The organism is Paenibacillus polysaccharolyticus (assembly GCF_900102085.1).
In the GTDB taxonomy this organism is placed as follows: domain Bacteria; phylum Bacillota; class Bacilli; order Paenibacillales; family Paenibacillaceae; genus Paenibacillus; species Paenibacillus polysaccharolyticus.
On sequence record NZ_FMVM01000013.1, the window covers coordinates 178,298 to 198,923 of the forward strand.

The 20,626-nt window shown below is 46.3% G+C and carries 14 protein-coding genes; 10 read left to right on the top strand and 4 right to left on the bottom strand.

Features of this window, described 5'->3' with window-relative positions; genetic code table 11:
* The first annotated feature begins 101 nt into the window (after positions 1-101).
* Together BLQ13_RS19005 and BLQ13_RS19010 are read left to right on the top strand one after the other, a co-directional pair.
* On the top strand, positions 102-1,574 hold the full coding sequence (locus BLQ13_RS19005) for a S41 family peptidase (protein ID WP_090923081.1): 1,473 nt from the start codon (positions 102-104) through the stop codon (positions 1,572-1,574).
* Between the two features lie 64 nt (positions 1,575-1,638).
* Positions 1,639-2,970, top strand: a complete 1,332-nt coding sequence (locus BLQ13_RS19010; RefSeq protein WP_090923000.1) for a PDZ domain-containing protein — start codon at positions 1,639-1,641, stop codon at positions 2,968-2,970.
* Positions 2,971-3,021: 51 nt separating this feature from the next.
* Here BLQ13_RS19010 and BLQ13_RS19015 read toward each other — a convergent pair whose 3' ends face one another.
* Positions 3,022-3,660 (bottom strand): response regulator transcription factor, encoded by a 639-nt coding sequence (locus BLQ13_RS19015; protein WP_090923083.1) that lies wholly within the window; start codon positions 3,658-3,660, stop codon positions 3,022-3,024.
* 70 nt (positions 3,661-3,730) lie between these two features.
* Positions 3,731-4,948, bottom strand: a complete 1,218-nt coding sequence (locus tag BLQ13_RS19020) for a sensor histidine kinase (protein ID WP_167375782.1) — start codon at positions 4,946-4,948, stop codon at positions 3,731-3,733.
* Positions 4,949-5,150: 202 nt separating this feature from the next.
* Here BLQ13_RS19020 and BLQ13_RS19025 point away from each other — a divergent pair, with 202 nt between their 5' ends.
* From BLQ13_RS19025 to BLQ13_RS19035, 3 genes are read left to right on the top strand one after another with little or no spacing between them, the layout of a single operon-like run.
* Complete coding sequence (locus BLQ13_RS19025; protein ID WP_090923002.1) at positions 5,151-6,086, top strand: ABC transporter ATP-binding protein; 936 nt, start codon at positions 5,151-5,153, stop codon at positions 6,084-6,086.
* A gap of 11 nt (positions 6,087-6,097) precedes the next feature.
* Complete coding sequence (locus BLQ13_RS19030) at positions 6,098-7,288, top strand: ABC transporter permease (RefSeq protein WP_090923004.1); 1,191 nt, start codon at positions 6,098-6,100, stop codon at positions 7,286-7,288.
* Positions 7,281-8,456: an ABC transporter permease gene (locus BLQ13_RS19035; RefSeq protein ID WP_090923006.1), complete on the top strand. Its 1,176-nt coding sequence runs from the start codon at positions 7,281-7,283 to the stop codon at positions 8,454-8,456. Before BLQ13_RS19030 ends, BLQ13_RS19035 begins: the two co-directional genes overlap by 8 nt.
* Before the next feature lie 234 nt (positions 8,457-8,690).
* On the opposite strand, the gene BLQ13_RS19040 is transcribed toward BLQ13_RS19035, so the two are convergent.
* A complete protein-coding gene (locus tag BLQ13_RS19040) occupies positions 8,691-9,518 on the bottom strand; it encodes a flagellar motor protein MotB (RefSeq protein ID WP_090923008.1) in 828 nt (275 codons plus the stop codon).
* Positions 9,502-10,302, bottom strand: coding sequence for a flagellar motor protein (locus BLQ13_RS19045; protein ID WP_090923009.1), 801 nt, complete (start codon positions 10,300-10,302; stop codon positions 9,502-9,504). Before BLQ13_RS19045 ends, BLQ13_RS19040 begins: the two co-directional genes overlap by 17 nt.
* A 169-nt stretch (positions 10,303-10,471) precedes the next feature.
* Between BLQ13_RS19045 and uvrB the strand changes: the two genes are divergently transcribed.
* From uvrB to BLQ13_RS19070, 5 genes are all read left to right on the top strand, one after another.
* Positions 10,472-12,463, top strand: coding sequence for an excinuclease ABC subunit UvrB (gene uvrB / locus BLQ13_RS19050; RefSeq protein ID WP_090923011.1), 1,992 nt, complete (start codon positions 10,472-10,474; stop codon positions 12,461-12,463).
* Positions 12,464-12,865: 402 nt separating this feature from the next.
* Positions 12,866-15,724: an excinuclease ABC subunit UvrA gene (gene uvrA / locus BLQ13_RS19055; RefSeq protein ID WP_090923013.1), complete on the top strand. Its 2,859-nt coding sequence runs from the start codon at positions 12,866-12,868 to the stop codon at positions 15,722-15,724.
* A 937-nt stretch (positions 15,725-16,661) separates the two neighbouring features.
* Positions 16,662-16,871, top strand: a complete 210-nt coding sequence (locus BLQ13_RS19060) for a hypothetical protein (RefSeq protein WP_090923015.1) — start codon at positions 16,662-16,664, stop codon at positions 16,869-16,871.
* A 290-nt stretch (positions 16,872-17,161) separates the two neighbouring features.
* Positions 17,162-18,331 carry a S1C family serine protease gene (locus tag BLQ13_RS19065; protein WP_090923016.1) on the top strand — a complete coding sequence of 390 codons (1,170 nt, stop codon included), beginning with the start codon at positions 17,162-17,164 and terminating at the stop codon, positions 18,329-18,331.
* Between the two features lie 42 nt (positions 18,332-18,373).
* A complete protein-coding gene (locus tag BLQ13_RS19070) occupies positions 18,374-20,269 on the top strand; it encodes a stalk domain-containing protein (protein WP_244159380.1) in 1,896 nt (631 codons plus the stop codon).
* The last annotated feature ends 357 nt before the right edge of the window (positions 20,270-20,626 follow it).

Sequence of the window (20,626 nt, forward strand, 5' to 3'; positions counted from 1 at the left end):
AATCCGTACAAGCTAGACATATACTAAGCTGGCATGTTCAGGGAATGATTCGGGGCATTCCGAATCGGATGCGCTTCAAAACTAAAGGCGGTGACAAACGGATGATGAAAAAAAGATCGGCGCTGCTGTTCGTTATTTTGGGACTGCTTGGCGGGAGTCTGTTAACCATCGTGTTAATGACTTACCCGGGCATTACAAGCCAGGTAAAACCCGGCGAAGGACTGCTGGCAAGTGTAACCGGCAGCTCGCAGCAGAAAAACGATTTAAAGAAGATTGAAACCGCAATGGATTTGATCTCCAGTAACTATTATAAAGATGTCGACCGTACCAAGTTGATTGATGGTGCGATTAACGGCATGATGGAATCTCTCGGTGATCCCTACTCCAACTATATGGGACAGGAAACAGCTGCCCAGTTTGAAGAGTCTATCGAAGGTTCATTTACCGGTATTGGTGCAGAGGTTTCCTCGCAAGACGGTAATGTCGTTGTCGTTTCCCCAATCAAAGGCTCACCTGCTGAAAAAGCAGGTATCCGTGCGAAAGACATCATTATGTCCGTTAACGGCGAATCGCTTCAAGGACTTGAGCTCAACAAAGCGGTTAACAAGATTAGAGGTCCAAAGGGTAGCGAAGCCAAAGTACAGGTGAAACGTGCGGGATCGACAGAGCCGATTGAATTCACGATTGTTCGTGATGATATTGATCTGGAAACCGTCTATGCACATATGGAAGATGGCGGTATTGGTGTCATAAACATTACGCAGTTCTCACTGAATACAGGTGAACGCTTTAAGGAAGAACTTGCTAAGCTGGAGAAGCAAAATATGAAAGGCCTGATTATCGATGTACGGAATGACCCGGGCGGTGTACTACAAGTCGTTATCGATATAGCAGAACAGTTTGTACCGAAAGGTAAAGTCATCGTTCAGGTTGAAGATAAAAATGGCAAGAAGGAACAAAGTAAATCGAATGGATCAGCCAAACCTTATCCTATTACCGTCTTGATGAACAAAGGTAGCGCGAGTGCTTCCGAAATCCTGGCAGGAGCTTTGCAACAATCTGCTGGTGCTACACTCGTGGGTGAGAATTCATTTGGTAAAGGAACCGTACAGACCAGCTATGATAAACAGATGGGCGACGGTAGCCTGCTGAAGATTACGATCGCCAAGTGGCTGACACCAAACGGTACCTGGATTCATGAAAAAGGCATCAAACCGGATATTGCAGTGAACCAGCCAGACTATTTCTCGGTTGCGCCGATTAATAAAGAGAAGTTGCCACTGAAATATGACAGCAATAGCATGGATGTGAAGAGTGCGCAGACGATGCTGAGAGGACTTGACTTCAAGCCGGATCGTGTAGACGGATACTACGACCAGAAGACCGAAGAAGCCGTCAAGGCGTTCCAGAAGAAAAAAGGCATTCAGATTACTGGCCAAATCGATGAGAAAACGGCAGAGTCTCTGGAAGCATCTCTGATTGAACGTATTGCCAATCCTCAATATGATGCACAGCTGAAACGCGCGATCGAAAATGTCTCAAAGGATATTTCGTCCGCTGTGTCGAAGCCATAAAGAAGGCTGATTTTCAGCCTTCTTTTTTTCTGAACCGGCTGAAGGAGAGGAGTGAAATGCTACAATGGAATGGGTATGGCCTTGGTTAACTGTATTAGGGGAAGCAATGTTACAGTTGTTGATTCAGCCGTTTTATTATATGGCAGTGATTCTGATTGCTTTAATTTATCATCGTCAGTTGCTCCAGGAACGGAAACTCTTCCATGTACGTATGCAGAGTTCGATCACGCAGGCGATTCGAGCGGTTCTCGGGGGAATTGTCATTGGTGTAATTGTGTCCATGATATCTCTTTTCCTGGGCACTTATCTTACGCTGGGAAGTCTGATTAGCATATGGATTGCAGCATTGGTCTTAGCACTTATTCGTATCCGTTATTTATGTTTCGCCTATGCGGCAGGGGCACTGGGAGTACTGCAATTTGCTTTGAATGTGGCTTCCAGCTGGCAACCTTCCGGTATGCTTGGACAAGCTGTGGAGACGGTGCGTGCATTGGACATGCCTGCATTGCTCGTGCTGGCTGCATTGCTGCATTTTGGCGAAGCTATACTGGCACGAATGCAGGGTGTATCTATGGCCTCACCGTTTCTGATGGAAGGTAAACGCGGGAAGTTGGTAGGCGGATATCAGATGCAACTCTTCTGGGCGGTTCCGCTACTAATTCTTGTTCCGACAACCGGAGGTATCACAGAACTGGCGTGGACTCCGCTACTTCATGCAGGTCAGGGCTACACGCTAATGGCACTACCCATCTTGCTGGGATTTAGCGAAAATACACAAAGTATGCTACCTGGGCGTAAACTCCAGGTTTCAGCTAAACGTTTGATGCTGTATAGCTTGGCATTACTTGTATTCAGTCTGCTTGCCGTATGGTGGTCACCATTGACAGTGATTGCAGCCTTGGTAGCTTTTGCCGGACATGAACTCCTGGTGTGGTACAGCGCATTGGAAGAGCAGCAACTTAGTCCTGCATTTGTTCACCCTCAGCATGGACTTAAGGTACTTAGTGTGATTCCAGAGAGTCCTGCAGCAGAGCTCGGAATTGAGGCAGGGGAGACATTGTATAAAGTGAACGGTATACTCGTTCATTCTCCCGAAGAGCTACACCGGGCACTGCGGATGAATCCGGCTTTTTGCAAGCTGGAGGTGCGTAATCATCAAGGAGAGAGCAAGTTTATGCAACGAGCGATTTACGAAGGCGAGCACCACCAGCTTGGTGTGATTATGGCACCGGATAAACATGAAGCATGGGCAGTTCAGCCACGTCCGGTGACGTTGTTTCATGTGGTTACGCTCAAATTATTCACACGCCGGAAAGAGCAACAGCGTATCGACGAAGCTCCACTGGCTTTACCACCAGCCCCTGTAGTGAGTGACAAAGGGTCAGTCGAAATGTAATAAAAGGTACTTCCAAACGCCTTGGCTGGCGTGAGGAAGTACCTTTTTGCTTTATTTTCTCAAAATAAAAATGGCGATTTGGGTGCGATCACGCAAATGCAGCTTACCCAGGATTTCAGTTACATAGTTTTTGACGGTACCCTCGCTGAGAAACAGTTTAGTGGCAATTTCTTTGTTGGATAGTCCTTCTGATATAGCTTCGGCAACGGAAAGCTCCATGCGTGTAAGCCCGTGCGTTTCAAGTGGCTCGTTTACCGGAGGAGAAGCTGGCGTTCGGAGCAAACCCGCGAGTTTGCGTGCAATATCCGGGTGGATCAGCATATCCCCGTTATAGACGGTTTTGATGCCCTGTACGATCCGGTCAGGAGGGACGTTTTTGAGTAGATAACCACTCGCTCCGTTCTGTATAGCTTGAATGATATATTCATCGTCGTCAAAGGTTGTCAGCATCAGTACCTGGATATCGGGGAAACGGGTTTTGATCAAAAGAGTTCCTTCGACCCCATCACATTCGGGCATACGTATATCCATGAGTACAACATCTGCAGCTGTTCCTGATTCAAGGCAGGCAAGTGCCTCCGTCCCATTGGAAGCCGTACCTGTAATGTGGATATCCGCATCGAGGCCGAGCACCACGTTCAGGCTTTCCCGGATGAAGGGATCGTCATCGACAAGGAGGACTTGAATCATTGAAGGTTGCTCGGACAATGTTTTCTGAGTGCTATTGTTCGGTTCTGGCATGAGCATATTCCTTTCCGTTTTACAGTAAATTCATTTTGTTTGTAATGGGGATTCGAGTGATAACGGTATATGGGGCGGTGGGTTGAACCTCAATGGTACCTCCAATGAACTGTGTACGCTGACGCATACCCTCATGCCCAAGGCCTGTTGTTACACTTGTATCTAAAAGGGAGTGCATGCTGCCATCATTACTGATGCTCATACGAATCTCCTGATGCCCAAAAGCCAGTTGCAAACGAATGGAAGTGGCCTTTCCATGTTTAATGGCATTCGTTACAGCTTCTTTGGCGTTTTTGTACAACACAATCTGCGTACTTGGATAGAGAGTGTGTGGCTGACCAATAATCTCGTAATGAGTCTGTATCCCTGTATCGCGACCGACTTCTTCTAATAGACGATCCAAAGCGTAGGCATCGGATGCATGAAAATCAGGACGAAGTTTATGAAGGGTGTTACGCATATCATCCATACTTGCAGCCAGCTGATCTCGAATCTGCTTGACCATTTCAGTACCCTGTTCGTTATTCAAAGGTAGCGTGAGCAAGGCAGCTTCTGACATCATTTTGGTGCGTATTAGCCGATGTCCGATATCATCATGAAGCTGACGGGATATTCGAATACGCTCTTCTGCCTGAGCCGCATCTTCTAATTGTTTGGAAAATGACAGCAATTGTGCACGCGTCTCTTGTAGCTCATAATGCTTATGCCGTAGCTCGTCATACACATGCTCCAGTTGCTTGCGACCGTTTGCAGCTTTGGCTCCTTGCCAGGAGAGCGCTGCTGTCATCCATAAGAGCAAGTTTACGCCAATGCTCAGCTTCACAGAGTCCGAGAGCCAGCTAATGGTGTTCATTTGAACTTCCATGGCTCTAAGACTGAGCGTAGTTGGAGTTGCAACATGCCAATACAGTGCGAGATTTGTTGTAATCAGCTGAATCCCTAGAATGAACCATCTTACAGATCCACCGAGCCGATACATATAAACATAGAGAACCGATAGAGAGATGAAAATCATAAAGGGGCCGTATAGCGCGATCAACCAGCTGGCCCACATTATTTCTGCCAGAAATAACAGTGATTGCTGTGCGCCTGAACGGGTAAAGCGGTTCGCTACAGCGAGTAAGATCGAGATGAGGATGTAAAAGGTGTACAATGCTTCGCCATGTAAAGGTAGGGTCAAACTGAAAAACACAGCAGGTACAACCAATAAACCATATTGCAGGAATCCCAAGGGCATATGTAGATGACATCCTTTTTTAACATAATGGAGAATAAGACGATAACGCATCCTTGATTATAACATAGGCCACCGCCACATCAGGAGATGACTTAAGTCACCTTTGAATGATGACTTTATGTACCTTCGCCAAGGGGAGACATTCGATACAATAGACTTAGAAATATTGCGGTAAGAGCTCATATGGGAGGGGCATACGTAGATGAACATATTGGAAATGGATCACGTTGTAAAACGGTATGGCAGTAAGTTATCGGTGGATCACCTCAACTTAAGTGTGCAAAAGGGAGAGATTTTTGGTCTGCTTGGCCCGAATGGAGCGGGAAAAAGCACCACCATTAGCATGATTGCAGGTCTGCTCAGCATGGATCAGGGAGAGATCAGACTGGATGGCATATCGGTGAAGGAGCGACCACTCGATGTGAAGCGTAAGATTGGACTGGTTCCGCAAGATTTGGCTTTGTATGAAACGATGAGTGCCGCGGATAATGTTACTTTTTTTGCCCGGCTCTATGGATTACGAGGGAAGAAGCTCAAAGAAAGAGTGCAGGAATCTCTTGAATTTGTTGGTTTGCAAGATAAGGCCAAGGATGCTCCATCCACCTTCTCGGGCGGCATGAAACGCAGACTCAACATCGCATGTGCGCTCAGTCACAGGCCGGATCTGATCATTATGGATGAGCCTACCGTGGGCATTGATCCACAATCCCGCAATCACATTCTTGAATCGGTGCGAACGCTCAACAAGATGGGCTCGACCATTATCTATACAAGTCATTATATGGAGGAGGTTGCAGCGATCAGTAATCGGGTAGCTATCATGGATCAAGGCCGGATTATTGCTTGTGGAACCGAGGCCGAGTTAAGGGAACGCGTTGCATCGGAGGAAAAAATTGTACTTACCACTTCCGGCATGGATGCCGGTGCTGTGGAAGAACTTAAACTTCACCCGCGTGTACGGGCAGTAGAAGTCACCGAAGACACAATAACGATTATGCTACCTTCCGCACAGCAGGCACTGCAAGATATGCTGTTTATTTGCAGTAAACATGACATATCCATTCAATCCCTCCAGGTCGAAGAACCGGATCTCGAGACGCTTTTCCTCAATCTGACCGGGCGTACGCTTCGAGACTAGGAGGAGATGGCATGAGCATATGGCATATTTGTATCTTTGAACTCAGACGTATTTTGAAAATTCGTTCTGTAGTGATTAATCTGTTCATTCTGCCTTTATTATTAATTTTCATCTTGGGAACGGCATTATCGAGCGCGATGGGAACAGGAAAAGATACGACGCCTGATACGTTGCGCGTGGGGATTGTGCAATCAAATGAAGCGGCATCCTCTCCGGTAGGTGAAGCCCTGAAAGCCTTTGTGGCTGCACCTGAAGTAGCCCAAATGATAAAAGTGAAAAACATGTCTTCACAGGACGAAACGGTTGATGCCTTAAAACAAGGAGATCTTGATTTTGCGGTGATCATGACTTCGGATATGGTGCAACAATGGATGGCAGGAAAAACCGTTAAGCTACAATGGATACTTGGAAAAGACAATACACTTAATGTGGTGGGGCAGACCGTATTCACTAGCTTTACGGATGAGTTGAATCGACAGGCTGCCATTGCAAAAGTCCTTGGGCCAGAAACGGTGATGGCGATTTCAATGCAAAATGGCACTGGATTGCCATCAGCACAGCCGAATATTAAGGTCAGTAGCCCGGGGAATTCCGGTCAATCCTACAGCGCTTCACAGTATTACGCAGCAGCCATGCTGGCGATGTTTATGCTGTACTCTGGCATGACCACCGTTAACAGCCTGTTTACGGAGCGCGACAAACAAACGCTCGCGCGTCTTCAGGCAACGCCAGTAGGCAATGGAGTCATCTTTGCTGGCAAAGTTGCAGGTAACAGTTTGCTTGCCTTTTTACAAGCAATCATTATTATCGTCATGACCAACCTATTATTTGGCGTGAATTGGGGTGGTCATCCGTGGTTGATTGTACTGATCTGTATACTTATTACGCTGGCGTCAATGACCTTGGGCATTATTGTAGCCTTGGTTAGTAAAAGTGCTGCTTCAGCTACTGCATTAATGCAGGGGATTATCATCGTGATGACTTTTATTAGCGGCGGGTTTACTCCGATCGCCATCGATTTTGTACAGCGCATTAGCGAATTCACGGTGAATCATTGGGCGCTTCAAAGTTTTCTTAGTATGATGCTGGGTGCAACTTTGCAAGAGGTCATGCACAATATTTTCATGCTTGGGGCCGTGTGTGCAGTGCTAGCAGCCGCTGCTGCAGTGATATACAGAAAGGTTGGATATCGTTATGAATAGTCTGCATATCGCTTGGTTAATGATCCGGAGAACACTGGGACGTAAACGTGGGTTTGTTGCATTTTTACTGCTACCATGCCTTGTTGTGACAGGTGCAGTTGCTCTTTTTGGAAGTGAGCAGGCCAGTCGTGCGGTTGTTTCTTATGTCAATATGGATGAGGGGATCGCTGGATCATGGATGATCAAAGAGCTCGCTCGTACGAAGGACTACAGCTTCAAAGCTGCGAGTAACGAGACAGAAGTGAAATCGGATATCGTTCGCCAAAAAGCAAGCATGGGAATTGTAATTCCCGCCAATTACACCGAATCGCTGTTACAGGGGAAGCCCGTGGAGATCCAGTGGATTGAAATGCGTGTCAGCGAAAGCTCATACATCCTACGAGCAGCCGCCGAAGGGGTTTCGGATGGGTTGAAACAATCTGCTACTGCGGTACAAACATCTGCTGTCCTGTCGTCTTCTAACGCTGACGCTAAGAATCAGGAGAGGAAACTCGAACAGATTCTGCAAGAGATTGGGAGGCATCAACTATCTGGAGAAGCATTACATCTGCAGCTATATCCAAAGCCAGGGTTAAACAACGTCACCGGATTCACGATCATGTTCATGATGGGACTGTTAACGAGCGCGGTGGCTGTTATTATGGACGACCGAAAGCAACGTACGATGGCTCGAATGTATACCGCTCCAGTCAGGTCATATGAGATCGCGCTAGGAAACTTTCTGGGTAGTCTGGCGATTGGAGTCATCCAGATTATGCTCGTGCTCGGTATAAGCCGTTGGATGCTGCATTATGATGCAGGGATTCCGTTTGGTATTCACTTTCTGATTCTTGGAGCATTTATGCTGGTATCGATGGGATTAGCGAGTGCCGTGAGTGGCCTGATCCGTGAATCGAAAAATGCCAGTATGTTGAACTCGCTCATCATTGTACCAACTTGTATGATTGGGGGTTGTTTCTGGCCGTTATCCATCATGCCGGAGTATATGCAGAAGCTGGCGAACTTCGTACCGCAAAAATGGACGATTCAGGCAGTCGAAACGATGTCTGCCGGAGGTAAACTGGCTGACATCACCTTGCCCTTACTGATCCTCTTCGCCATGGCTGTGATCCTGCTGGCTGTCGGTTCAGTGATTCTTCGTCCCAATCAACCGGGTATGGATGCGTAAATTGGTGGCGGCGTAAATAGGAAAAGAGATAGAGGGAGTCAGTTAGGAGTTAAGAGTTAAAGCAAGAGCAAGAGTAGGGGTAACGGTAATTTAGAATACAGTCAAAAAAGCACGTTTCACGGGATGAATACCGTCAAACGTGCTTTTTACTGAGTTGTATTTTTTGTAACATGACTTCGTATAGTCGGTTAATAGAGGCAGAGGTCAGGCATGTATTTTTTGCGGGATAACTGACTATGGCTGTAATTGGCGAAGCACCGTGATTTCAACCCGGCGGTTCTTCTGTCTTCCAGCTGCTGTTGTATTGTCTCCGGTTGGTCTGGTATCCGCATACCCTGCATATTGGAAGTGGTCGGGGTCGAGTTTCTCCTGATCGATGAAAAAGCGTAGTACTGATAACGCACGTTCACCGGACAACTCCCAGTTATCCTTGTACGCGGAATTGGCTCCTATTGGAATGTTATCCGTGTGTCCCTCAATACTGACCACCATTTGAAGATTACGAAACAAACTGGCGAGTTTGCTAAGTGTAGGTGCAGCATCTTTTTTCAAGGCAGCTTGTCCTTGATCAAACAGGAAACGATCACTGAGCGTAATGGAGATACCTTGCGGTTTGTCTGCCACGAAAATTTGATTATCCAGTTTATTATCTTCGATATATTGGGTAATCACATTGAACAGATTTTGTAATTCCTGTTCCTGAGTCCTGAATTGTTCTTCCCGCTCCGTGAGCGGACGGTTGCTATCATCAGGGGTATCTTTGTCCGAATCTGATGACGAATCTTGATCATCCTCTGAGCTTCCATGGGGGGGCTTGGTGATGGTTTGACCCGGTGTATCCCCGAGTCCGTCCCCCAGTTCAAGTATGGAGTCGGATTTATTAAAAGTGCTTTGAAGGGATTGGGTCACGACGTCGTATTTACCGGTATCCAGATTGCTCATGGCGTACATGATGACGAAAAAAATCAGTAGTAACGTAATGAGATCCGCATAGGTAATCATCCAGCGATCCCGATGGTCAGCAGCTTCGCGTTTGGCACGCCGTTTACTGCGACGACTCATCTAATCCCTCCTTTGCGAGCGGAGATTGCAAGACCTGGCGGTGCGAGAGTGTAAAAGACTCTAGCCGTTTGCGAACGAGCTGTGGATTTTCGCCATTTTGAATGGCAAGCACTCCTTCAAGCATCATCTCCATTTCTTGCACCTCGTCAGCACCTCTGGATTTGATTTTGGAAGCGATAGGTAAAAAGATCAGGTTAGCACTGGCAACTCCATATAGAGTGGCTGTAAAGGCAACGGCAATGGCTGGTCCGAGTCCGGTTGGATCGGTTAAGCTTCCGAGTACCTGAATAAGTCCCATTACGGTTCCGATGATCCCCATCGTTGGGGCATAACCACCGGCAGATTCGAATATTTTGGCATAATTCTCATGTTTCTGCTCTACAGAATCAATTTCCATCTCGAGAATCTGCCGAACAACATCCGGGTCTGTACCGTCGACAACCATCTGAATGCCATCTTGTAAAAAGGGATGGGGATGATCCACAACTCTGCGTTCCAGAGCAAGCACACCGGATCTGCGGGCAATGGATGACATCTCGATCAGTTCTTCGACCCATTGTTTGGAATCCTGAGCACGACGTCCAAAGGCCATGCGTAAAGCAGCAGGGATCGTTCGCAGACGATGTGCAGGGAAGCTGGCTACAACGGCAGCGATGGTGCCGCCGAACACGATTAGAGCAGCTGTTTTTTGTAACAGGCCGGACATATGGCCGCCTTCCCACAAAAAACCGCTGATAACTGCGGCAATTCCGGCAATTATACCGATAAGTGTCGCAATATCCATAAATTAACCCACTCCTATCTTCATTTCACGTTTGCATCACTAAAACGAACAAGGTATAATTGAACGGGAACAAATATTCCTATTACTATAAGTTTTCCCAACTGGAAATTCGGGGAACTTCGACAATATATAGTGACTATTATTTTAGACGATAGGGTGAGATACGGCAATGAGCGATATTATTATGAGCGACAAAACGTTCGAAATCGAGTCAGAGTTTTCTCCCCAGGGTGATCAGCCTGCAGCCATTCAGGAATTGGTGAAGGGTGTTCAGGAAGGGAAGAGATACCAGACGCTTTTGGGTGCAACGGGTACGGGTAAGACGTTTACCATTGCACAGACTATTGCCAAGCTACAGCGGCCCACGTTGATTATTGCGCACAATAAGACACTGGCAGCACAGCTGGCGAGTGAATTCAAAGAATTTTTTCCGAATAACATGGTTGAGTATTTTGTCAGTTATTACGACTACTACCAACCAGAAGCCTATATTCCTTCCTCAGATACGTATATCGAGAAGGATTCGAGTATTAATGAAGAGATTGATAAGTTGCGACATGCCGCGACCAGTTCCTTGTTCGAACGTCGTGATGTCATTATCGTAGCAAGTGTATCCTGTATATATGGTTTGGGATCACCTCATGACTATTCCAGTATGTTGTTGTCTCTGCGGGTTGGAATGGAGAAACCACGTAATCAGATTCTGTCCCGTCTTGTAGAGATACAGTATCAGCGGAATGATATTAACTTTGTCCGTGGCACGTTCCGTGTCCGTGGCGATGTTATTGAGATTTTCCCGGCTTCCAAGGGTGAACATGCCATTCGAGTGGAGTTGTTCGGGGATGAGATCGAGAAAATTACCGAGATTGACGTCTTAACCGGAGAATTAATTGGTGAGCGCGAGCATATTGCTATTTTCCCGGCATCTCACTTCGTAACCCAAGAAGAAACGATGCGTGTGGCACTGGTGAACATCGAACGTGAATTGGAAGAACGGCTTGAAGTATTGCGTGAGCAAGGCAAGTTGCTGGAAGCACAGCGACTGGAGCAGCGTACACGTTACGATATCGAGATGATGAAGGAAGTCGGGTTCTGCTCAGGGATCGAGAACTACTCCGGGCCGCTGACCTTCCGTGAACGCGGGGATACGCCATACACCCTGATGGACTACTTCCCGGATGATATGTTGATCGTGGTGGATGAGTCTCACGTTACATTGCCGCAGATCCGTGCGATGTACAATGGTGACCAAGCGAGGAAGACGGTGTTGGTGGATCACGGTTTCCGTTTGCCTTCTGCACTGGATAACCGTCCGCTGAAGTTTGAAGAGTTTGAAGAAAAGATGAACCAGATCATCTATGTATCGGCGACACCAGGGCCTTACGAGATTGAGCATACCGATACGATGGTTCAGCAGATTATTCGTCCTACTGGCCTGCTTGATCCTGTTATTGAGTTGCGTCCAACGAAAGGACAGATCGATGATCTGATTGCAGAGATTAACGACCGGATTGCCAAAGACGAGCGGGTGCTGATTACTACGCTGACCAAGAAGATGTCGGAAGACCTGACGGATTACCTGAAGGAAGTTGGCATCAAGGTCAGATATCTGCACTCGGAGATCAAAACACTGGAACGGATGTCCATTCTGCGTGATCTGAGGCTGGGTACCTTCCATGTATTGATTGGAATTAACTTGCTGCGGGAAGGTCTGGATTTGCCGGAAGTTTCATTGGTCGCTATTCTGGATGCGGATAAGGAAGGTTTCCTGCGTTCTGAGCGTTCTCTGATTCAGACAATCGGGCGTGCCGCAAGGAACAGTGAGGGTAAAGTTATTTTGTATGGTGACAAAGTAACGGATTCCATGGATAAAGCGATAAAAGAGACCGAGAGACGCCGTACCATTCAGATGGAGTACAATGAAAAACACGGCATTACACCGCAGACCATTCGCAAAAAAGTGCGTGATGTCATTGAGGCAACGAAGGTTGCTGAATCCAAAAACGAGTATCTGACTGGCGCCGCCGAGAAGATGTCGAAGAAGGAGCGCCAGTCGCTTATTCAGCGTCTGGAAGCGGAGATGAAAGATGCAGCCAAAAACTTGCAGTTTGAGCGTGCCGCCGAGCTTCGTGATGCATTGCTGGAATTGCGAGCAGAATAGATATAAGTCGATATTGATTGAACTTGGATGATAAGAGAGAACGGCCAGTTTGGCCGTTCTCTTATTGAGTAGATTGAAGTAAATAAATGTATCTATTGACCCGATAATAAGACATGTTGAAATCGTAAAATCAGGTCTATACTGATAAAAATGACGAATTTGGTTAAGAGGTTTATATGTAAGTTGAACAAATCATTTACACAGAAACGGAGAGGACAGAAAAGACCTGAAAAAGCGGAGCGTTCGCCTTTATCAACAGATTTTCCCCCTTAATAAGTGGGGATTAAAAAAAAACTGGGGATAACAGCGATTGGAAGGTTAGTCTGTCATTGGAGTGTACACGTGTAAAAATCTATAGTTCAACTTATATAGAATAGAAAAGCAATGAGAGGATGAATACCATTGGCGAGCGAGAACATTGTCATCAAAGGCGCACGAGCGCATAACTTAAAAAACATCGATATTACCATTCCGCGTGACCGCTTTGTCGTATTGACCGGTTTGAGCGGATCAGGCAAGTCCTCGCTGGCTTTTGATACGATATATGCCGAAGGACAACGGCGTTATGTAGAATCATTGTCTGCCTATGCACGTCAGTTTTTAGGTCAGATGGAGAAACCGGATGTCGATTCGATTGAGGGGTTATCGCCTGCGATCTCCATTGATCAGAAAACAACAAGTCGTAACCCGCGTTCCACAGTAGGAACCGTTACTGAAATTTATGATTATCTGCGTCTCCTGTTTGCTCGTGTGGGTCATCCACATTGTCCGGATCACGGGATCGAAATTACATCCCAAACCGTAGAACAGATGGTGGATCGTATCATGCAATACCCTGAACGTACCCGGTTGCAGATTCTGGCTCCAATTGTTGCGGGACGCAAAGGAGAGCACAAAAGTGTTTTTGCCGATGTATCTAAACAAGGGTTTGTCCGTGTACGGGTTAATGGGGAATTACGAGACCTGTCAGAGGATATCCAGCTAGAGAAAAATAAAAAACATACCATCGATGTTGTCGTTGACCGGATCGTTGTGAAGGATGATGTTCAAGCTCGATTGGCAGATTCCATTGAAACGGCACTTAATCTGTCTGGCGGGCAGCTGCTCGTGGATATTATCGGTGAAGAAGAACTGCGCTTCAGTTCCAACTTTGCTTGTCCGGTGTGTGGATTCAGTATTGATGAGCTTGCGCCTCGGATGTTCTCTTTTAATAGTCCATTTGGTGCATGTCCGGATTGTGATGGTTTGGGTGTCAAAATGATTGTTGACCCGGACCTTCTTGTGCCGGATCGCAGTAAATCGATTGAAGAAGGAGCGTTTGATGCCTGGACAGGAGGAACGTCCACGTATTATCCGCAGTTTCTCAAATCCGTATGCGAACATTTCAACATCCCGCAAGATGTTCCAGTTGAGGATCTACCTGCTGATCAGATGAACAAGCTAATGCAAGGAACAGGATCTGAGAAAATTCGTTTCCGTTATGAAAATGACTTCGGACAGCGCAAAGAAGCATTAGTTACGTTTGAAGGGATCGTTAATAATCTGGAACGCCGTTATCGCGAAACAGCCTCGGAAGGTATACGTGAGTTCATTGAAGGATATATGAGTGCCAAGCCTTGTGGTACATGTAAAGGGCAACGACTGAAACGAGAGAGTCTTGCCGTAACCATTAATGATCACAACATGGCTTATGTAACTAGTTTGTCCATCGGTGAAGCCGGACGTTTCTTTGAGTCGCTGCAACTGACCGAAAAAGAACAGACCATTGCCAAACTGATTTTAAAAGAAATCAACAGCCGTTTGGGTTTTCTCGTTAACGTAGGTCTGGATTACCTTACGCTAAGCCGTGCTGCTGGAACGTTATCCGGTGGTGAAGCACAACGGATCAGACTAGCGACTCAAATCGGTTCCAGCCTGATGGGCGTGCTCTACATTCTGGACGAGCCAAGTATCGGACTGCATCAACGGGATAATGATCGTTTGATCTCCACGCTTGCACATATGCGGGATATCGGGAACACATTGATCGTTGTCGAACATGATGAAGATACGATGATGGCGGCGGACTATATTATCGACATTGGTCCAGGTGCAGGTATTCACGGCGGGACAGTCATGTCACAAGGTACACCTGAGGAGATCATGAATGACGAGAATTCGTTGACAGGTCAGTACCTCAGTGGCAAGAAGTTTATTCCGATTCGTACCGAACGCCGAAGTGTTGGCGATCGCTGGTTGGAAGTGCGCGGAGCCAAAGAGAACAACTTGAAGAATCTGAATGTAAAGATTCCGGTGGGTGTGTTTACCGCTGTAACGGGAGTGTCCGGTTCAGGTAAATCTACACTGATCAACGAAATTTTGTACAAAACGCTGGCACGTGATTTGAACCGTGCACGAGTACGTCCGGGGCAACACAAGGAGATTCGTGGTCTGGAGCATATCGATAAAGTTATTGATATCGATCAGTCCCCGATCGGACGAACTCCACGTTCTAATCCGGCAACCTATACCGGTGTATTTGACGACATTCGTGACCTGTTTGCACAGACCAATGAAGCAAAAGTACGCGGATATAAAAAAGGCCGGTTTAGCTTTAATATCAAAGGTGGACGCTGCGAAGCCTGCCGTGGAGATGGAATTATAAAAATCGAGATGCACTTCTTGCCGGATGTATATGTGCCGTGTGAGGTTTGCAAAGGCAAACGTTACAACCGCGAAACACTTGAAGTGAAGTACAAAAACAAAAATATTGCCGATGTGCTTGAAATGACCGTGGAGGATGCAACTCAGTTTTTCGAGAACATTCCAAAAATTCATCGCAAAATGCAAACGTTGCTTGATGTAGGCCTCGGTTACATCAATCTCGGTCAACCTGCAACAACACTGTCCGGTGGTGAAGCACAGCGTGTGAAGCTTGCTTCCGAGCTGTATCGCCGTAGTACTGGCAAGACGATCTATATTCTGGATGAGCCTACGACTGGTCTGCACGTCGATGATATCGACCGACTGCTTAACGTATTGCATCGTCTCGTTGATTCCGGTGAATCGGTGCTTGTCATTGAGCATAATCTAGATGTGATCAAAACAGCCGATTATATCGTTGACCTGGGTCCAGAAGGTGGAAGCGGCGGCGGTACAATTGTAGCAACAGGAACACCAGAGGATATTATTAAAGTGCAGGAATCCTATACGGGTAAGTATCTAAAACCTGTACTGGAGCGCGATACAGAGCGGAGCAGAGCTCTGCAACTGGCGGAGTAGTCAGCGTAAGAGTAAGAGCGTAGCAAATCTGTAAATTGAATTACTTATAGTCAATTACTCAGATGCTCTGTGTCGTGTGTGACACTCTACACCGTGGAGTTGTGAGATTTCTTGCACGGCACGCGACACCAGAGCGCGGTGCTATGCTGTAGGACCGCTTAATTAGATACTGAGTTGGAATAAAAATGTAAGCCTTCTTTACCTGGCAAATAGGCTGTGGATGATAGTCCACCGCCTTTTCTAGGGTAAGGAAGGTTTTTTTGATGTTAAAGAAGAGGATAGATTGAGGGAAATTGCAATGTGTGTTTAAAAAAATGAAATGATTCCACGAAGTTGTAACTTTATTGGGGAGAAGTGAGAGGCGTTATAAAAATTAAGGGGATTTTGAGAAGTGTTAAGAATCGTTGAGAAGCATTAAGGAGTAAGTTGGTGTGTTAATTGTATGAATTATTGCGCTAAGTATCTAACGATCACAGGTGAGCTTATTTGAGCAAAATAAGGTGAATCAGAATTCTAACGATCACCAGTGACGTTATTTCATCGAAAAAGCGAGAAATAGGCTGTTTTTCGACGATTGTGAGTGAAATAGCGTTTCTCATGATCGTTAGATTTTGATACAGGTGATAATCGCCCAAATAAGCTCCCTGGTGATCGTTAGAGCTGGGAGGTTGAGGTAACTGGCTCTGTCACCTACCCTGGCTCTTTTTACATCTTGTTGCTACCCGTGTCTGTCATCCATTAGCTGTTGATAAGAATGTTTAATGAAAGTGTTTACATATTAGACTGGATAAGCTTTTGCGAGCAAATCGGTCAATCTGGATTTTTTTCATTTTTCTGGATGATAGGGCTTGCATTACTAACAGGGTACAGATAACATAGAGGAAGAGTTTAGGGTATGTGTTGGTTGTTCAACTATGGTGAGGAGGTCTGTCTATCCATGCTGCTTGCAGAGGCTGCCACAGCGAGTACATCGAATTTTAATGCATTTGATATTTTTGTGATCTTGTTTACGATTCTGATTTTTATCGGATTGGTTCGGCTCCTTCGGGCACCGAAGAAAAATTTGTTTGCTATCGGGTTTACAGTTGTCAGTCTGCTGGTATTTTTGATGACAGACTACGCGATGATCACAGGCTGGTTTGGTTAATAGCACTATTAAGATGTATAGAAATAAGACCATGCAATAGTCATTTCGAACACTTTCCATGATGAATATGGAAGGTGTTTTTTCATGTCTGTATTCTCCGAAGGGAGGAAACTGAGAGAGTCTGATTATGTCGAAAAATAGCGAAAATTAAAACGATTGTATAGCCATAATTTGTATGATACATTGAAGGATACCGATATTGCAGATGAGAGAGAAGATAGATTCGGCCAGGAATCGGCTGTCCAGTCGCGCAAGAAGGATGTATAGAGTAGAGAGGGTCAGGTGAAGTCATGATAAGGTTAGTAAAACGGGCAACAGCCATGATGATGGTTGTTGTGCTCTCCATTGGTGTGATGACGGCGACGGCTGGTGCAGCAGCATCCAAGACAGGCATGCAAGCCAAGGTGATCGACGGCCAGGTGTATGTGAATACGAAAGATTTGGTTAAGATGTTCGGTGGCAGTGGACAATACGATGCCAAATCAGGAACGTATACGTATAAGGGAAGCGAAGCCATTCCCAAAGTGATTGAGAAGGTATCTCCGTCTGTGGTTGGGATTATAGGTAAAACGACGGAAAACCAGAACAGATCGGCAAACGATCGTTATAATCTGGCACATGGCACAGGAGTTATCATTCGCGCTAATGGATGGATTGTGACGAACGCCCACGTGGTTGATCAGTTGGTAGATCCCGTCGTTGTCACGACAGACGGGAATACATATAACATTACAGAATCGTTCAGTGATCCGTTAAGTGACCTTGCGCTGATTAAAATTAACGCTAAAGCACTCAAACCTGCGGTCTTTGCTAAAGCTTCACAAGCGGCTGTGGGCGAAACGGTAATTGCGATCGGCACGCCGATCTCCTTTTCATTGCGTAACTCAGCTACGGTTGGCGTGATCAGCGGTCTGAACCGTGGGGTGGAAGCATCCTACCGCTTAATTCAAACAGACACGGCGATTAATCCCGGAAATAGTGGAGGGCCGCTCGTTAACTTAAAGGGAGAAGTCGTCGGTATTAACTCCATGAAATTCTCTGCCGTGGGCATTGAGAGCATGGGTTTCTCTATTCCTGTAGACACCGTGAACTTTGTCATCAATCAATTTTTTAAATATGGAACGATCAAACGGGCAAGTCTCGGATTACAGATGGAAGAGAGCTGGTCGGCCATTGTAGGTCTGCCTGCGGAAGATCCGTTGACGGTTACGAGTGTATTGAGTCCGGAAGCGAAGAAAGCCAAGATCAAGGAAGGGGATGCCATCTACAGCGTTGCGGGCAAACGTGTATCTTCGGTAGTCGATATCAATGAGCTACTCAAAGCCTACTTACCTGGACAAAAGGTAAAGCTGCTGGTGCAAACGGACGGAGACATCGTTACCCGCACATTGACACTTGTGGATCGAGCCTCTCTTGAGGAGCCGTCCGATGATTCGCTTTTAACCGATGAAGAACAATAAGCCTGGCAAGCAACCCGAATTGAGAGAGGACGAATGAACGGAATGAAGAAGTCATGGTTACGCGTGCTGAGCACGGGTGTATTAGCAGGGATGTTGCTGGCAAGCACAGCTCTGCCAGTATGGGCAGCTGATGATGTTATTACCAATGAGCTGCGTGTCAAAGCAGGAAGTACAAGTGCTTTTATGAATGGCAAGAAACAAAACATCACGAAACCCCTCACGATTAAAGGCGTGACATTGGTGCCTGTCGGCGTATTCAAAAAAGCCTTTGGCAGTGAAGTGCGGCTGGAGAAAAATGATGTCATCAAAATCAAGGAAGGTCCACACGTTGTGGCCTTGAGAATAGACAGTTCCATCGCATGGATTGACGGTGCCAAAGTGGAGATGGGGACTGCCCCCAAAATGGTGAATGGTGTGTTAATGGTTCCTCTTCGCCCGGTTGCGGCAGGAATCGGTGCAACGATTGCGCCGAACAGTTCGGGAGAGATCGTCATTCGTTTGCTTCAAACGGGTGAGGGTGTGGATGAGGACGGCATCGACCTGGACAAAGGGAAAACGAGAATTGGAAACAGCTATTATGGCTGGTCGATTCATTATCCAGCCGATCTTCTGGTGTTGCAAACGAATGAACAGGAACGCATGATGACCTTTGGCGCTACGGATGAAAGTTATTTTCTCGAAGTGTATGTGAGTGACCAGAATGTGGTACTGGATGCGGATGACTTACTGACACAACTCGTGCAGGTGGCTAAACAGGCAGGAGATACGGTACTGGACCGTGAAGCGGTATCTAAAGGAAACAATCCTTATGCAAGAGTTGTCGTCAAAGATGCGGATGGCGTGTTGTGGGAGTTACGCCAGTACATTCATGACGGTCGTCAATATGATGTCTACTTGGCGGATTATGAGGCGATTAATTATAAAGATCTGGGCAAACATGCCTCATTGCTCAACTCTTTTGAACCAAGCTATTCGCAGTCAGATCGAACCATTAAGGATCTTTCCACGGTGGAGGACGACATGCGTGCGGCATGGAATGATGATTACGGAATTGAATTAAAGGTTCCAGCGGGCTGGTCCATGGACAATAATAATATGGTTTATAAAGATAAAGACGGTGCTTATTTGCAACTTCGAGTGACTTCAGCCAAGTCCGGTGCAACGGTGAAGGACTGGAGTGATCAGCTCGAGAAGTGGATGCGTGAAACCTTTACAGCCGAGAGTTATCAGCAGATTGGTTCATTTACAACGGAAATCTCTGGCGAAACTGCCGAGGTGAATGAATTCCGTTATAACTTCGGGTCAGGATGGCAGACGGAATATGATGTGCTTTTGCAGAAGAACGGGTATCGTTACTACGCGGAGTATACGTTCCCTGAAGGACAGGCCGCAGACCGAGCATGGTTTGAACGAATTATGAAAAGTGTAGAGATTGATTTTGACACGGTAAAAGATAATTTCGGTCAGCTGGATGAAGATCCATATCTGACAGATAAAATGAAAACGATCACGCGTACGTCCAAAAACTATCATTACAGCGTGGATATTCCGCGCTACTGGACGCCGTATAGTGATCGGTTTGAAAGCTCACCTGTCGTTTATACCTTCACGGGTGGCAACTTCTCCATTGCAGCCACAGAGGACAAGTCGATTGAGATGACGGTTAGTCAGCTGAGAGAGGCCTATGCAGAGGCAGCCAAAACGCGAAAAAGCTTTAATCTGATCCGCAGCGAGCAACTGACCTTTGCAGGTGTACCGGCATTCTCCTTCACGTACCATGAAGTGGATAAGGGTGTGCCGTATACAGGTCGTCAGATTGTTTTTGAAAAGGATGGAATCACGTATACGATCACGAGTGGTCTGAACGACGCGAATCGTACGCAAGTGCAGGCAGCCATGCTGGAAAAAGCAGTGAACTCATTTACTTTTATTAAATAACAATAGATGTGTAGAAATTGCCGGAGGGTTAAGAACCTTCCGGTTTTTTTTCTTTGGCTGTGACTTCACAATGAATGGCATAAGGTGTAAATATGTTGAGAATGAGTGGAATCTCTATGGAAAAATGATGAAAATGACAAACGGTTTTTTCAGGAAACCGTAGAAGAGTCGGTGCAGAAGTGGTACACTATACTAGTTCAGGAGTTATTACTGCTGATTTGAGAAATAGAGAGACTGTAGGCCTTGATTTCAGGCAATACAGACATAATGTATAGATATAGTGATACTTGACGTTGACAGCAATGCAGGCGTACCGAAATACAGGTACCAAGGGAAGAACACTGGCTGAGGCCGGTA

What these genes read in the sequence shown, in the direction of transcription:
- BLQ13_RS19020 (WP_167375782.1), bottom strand. Translation starts at nt 4,948, where the DNA reads ATGCCCTTGGGATTCCTGCAATATGGTTTATTGGTTGTACCTGCTGTG.
- BLQ13_RS19030 (WP_090923004.1), top strand. Translation starts at nt 6,098, where the DNA reads ATGAGCATATGGCATATTTGTATCTTTGAACTCAGACGTATTTTGAAA.
- BLQ13_RS19005 (WP_090923081.1), top strand. Translation starts at nt 102, where the DNA reads ATGATGAAAAAAAGATCGGCGCTGCTGTTCGTTATTTTGGGACTGCTT.
- BLQ13_RS19070 (WP_244159380.1), top strand. Translation starts at nt 18,374, where the DNA reads ATGAAGAAGTCATGGTTACGCGTGCTGAGCACGGGTGTATTAGCAGGG.
- BLQ13_RS19040 (WP_090923008.1), bottom strand. Translation starts at nt 9,518, where the DNA reads ATGAGTCGTCGCAGTAAACGGCGTGCCAAACGCGAAGCTGCTGACCAT.
- BLQ13_RS19010 (WP_090923000.1), top strand. Translation starts at nt 1,639, where the DNA reads ATGGAATGGGTATGGCCTTGGTTAACTGTATTAGGGGAAGCAATGTTA.
- BLQ13_RS19025 (WP_090923002.1), top strand. Translation starts at nt 5,151, where the DNA reads ATGAACATATTGGAAATGGATCACGTTGTAAAACGGTATGGCAGTAAG.
- BLQ13_RS19065 (WP_090923016.1), top strand. Translation starts at nt 17,162, where the DNA reads ATGATAAGGTTAGTAAAACGGGCAACAGCCATGATGATGGTTGTTGTG.
- BLQ13_RS19060 (WP_090923015.1), top strand. Translation starts at nt 16,662, where the DNA reads ATGCTGCTTGCAGAGGCTGCCACAGCGAGTACATCGAATTTTAATGCA.
- BLQ13_RS19045 (WP_090923009.1), bottom strand. Translation starts at nt 10,302, where the DNA reads ATGGATATTGCGACACTTATCGGTATAATTGCCGGAATTGCCGCAGTT.
- BLQ13_RS19015 (WP_090923083.1), bottom strand. Translation starts at nt 3,660, where the DNA reads ATGATTCAAGTCCTCCTTGTCGATGACGATCCCTTCATCCGGGAAAGC.
- BLQ13_RS19035 (WP_090923006.1), top strand. Translation starts at nt 7,281, where the DNA reads ATGAATAGTCTGCATATCGCTTGGTTAATGATCCGGAGAACACTGGGA.
- uvrB (WP_090923011.1), top strand. Translation starts at nt 10,472, where the DNA reads ATGAGCGATATTATTATGAGCGACAAAACGTTCGAAATCGAGTCAGAG.